This is a genomic window from Brasilonema sp. UFV-L1, assembly GCF_012912105.1.
In the GTDB taxonomy this organism is placed as follows: domain Bacteria; phylum Cyanobacteriota; class Cyanobacteriia; order Cyanobacteriales; family Nostocaceae; genus Brasilonema.
This window is the reverse complement of record NZ_QMEA01000323.1, coordinates 1-1485: the sequence shown is the minus strand read 5'-3', so window position 1 is coordinate 1485 and position 1485 is coordinate 1. Positions and strand designations below refer to the sequence as shown.

General features: G+C 43.0%; 1 protein-coding gene. It reads right to left on the bottom strand.

All coding sequences use genetic code 11. From position 1 onward, the window contains the following. Positions 1–91: 91 nt before the first annotated feature. Positions 92–1231: an RNA-guided endonuclease TnpB family protein gene (locus DP117_RS35195; protein WP_169222766.1), complete on the bottom strand. Its 1140-nt coding sequence runs from the start codon at positions 1229–1231 to the stop codon at positions 92–94. Positions 1232–1485: the final 254 nt, after the last annotated feature.

Genomic DNA, 1485 nt, shown 5'->3' with positions numbered 1-1485 from the left:
CCCATTACTGGAAATATCTACTCTGAGCTTCGTTTACTTCCTGCATCATCCTGGAGATGTCGGCATCAACCAGTCCACAGGCTAACCTCACCTAACTGGCGATTTTGGACAAATTGATTGCTGCGTTTAAGTCTCTATCCAAGCTGAATCCGCAGTGACCACACTCAAACATTCGCTCTTTCAAGGTAAGTGTTTCTTTTTTGGTTCCGCAATTTGAGCAAGTCTTGGAGCTTGGGAACCATCGGTCTACTACTACTAGCTTGGAACCATACAACTCGCATTTGTAGGTCAACTGGCGACGAAACTCATAAAATCCCATATCAGCGATGGATTTAGACAAGCGTTGATTCGCCAACATTCCAGATACATTCAAATCCTCTATGACTACCACACCGTGGTTGTTGGTGAGCATTGTCGTGAGTTTGTGCAATGTGTCCTTGCGGATATTGGCTATTTTTCTATGAAGACTAGCAATCTTGATTTGTGCTTTCTTCCAATTAGCTGAACCAATGATTTTATGACGGTTCAACCATTGCATTCTAGATAATTTGGATTCGTATTTCTTGTAGGACTTTGCTCCTTCTACCACCTCGCCAGTTGAGAGAGTCACCAGCACCTTGACACCTAGAGCAACTCCTATAACGTTTGTATAGAGGGACTCTTGGGCTTCAGTCTCAAGCCGGAAACTGATAAACCATCGGTCAGCTTGGCGAGAAATTGTCACTGATTTTGGCTTAACTTGTGGTGAGACAGCCCTGCAGGAGGGTTTCCCGACAGAGGGGACTGCGAACCCGAAGGGCAGTCGCTCATAAGTTTTAAGAACGCCTATCACAGGTACTTGAATTTTGTTATTCCCAAGTATTTTGACTGTACCTTCAAGTGTGAAAGAGTCGCGTTGACCTTTCTTTTTGAACTTGGGAACACCAGCCGTTTTGTTAAAATAACGTTTCCATGATTCACGTAGCGCCATTAGCGCTTGTTGTGGAGTGGACTTGCTAACTTCGTAATACCATTCATGCTCACTTTTCACCAGTGCTACCAACCATTTATGCAGGTCAATGGCACTAGGAAATTTGATTTTAGAATCGGGATTGGCTTTATTGTGGTCGAGTATTTGTTTGGTCAATCCGAGTCCCCAATTCCAAGCGTGACGTGCTACACCACAATGCTTTGCAAATGCTGTGCGTTGCTGATTAGTTAGTTTCAATTCAGTTTTGAATCCGAGTAGCACGGTAGCTCCTTAATCCATTCTCTAAAGGCTTGCGACATGTTCCAACCTTGTTTGTCTGCGTAGGCTTGAAGCTTATCTAATTCTTCTTGACTAAGCAAAGCTTTAAACCATTTATCACGTTTAGGCATAACTCTTTTTACTTCATGGGTCTATCTTACCCAAGAGTTACCCAGATTTAAGGTGTGTTAACCGTAATAAAACCGAACAAAAATCAAATAACTACCCAAAACTGAGTAGCAATGGCTAGCTATGTC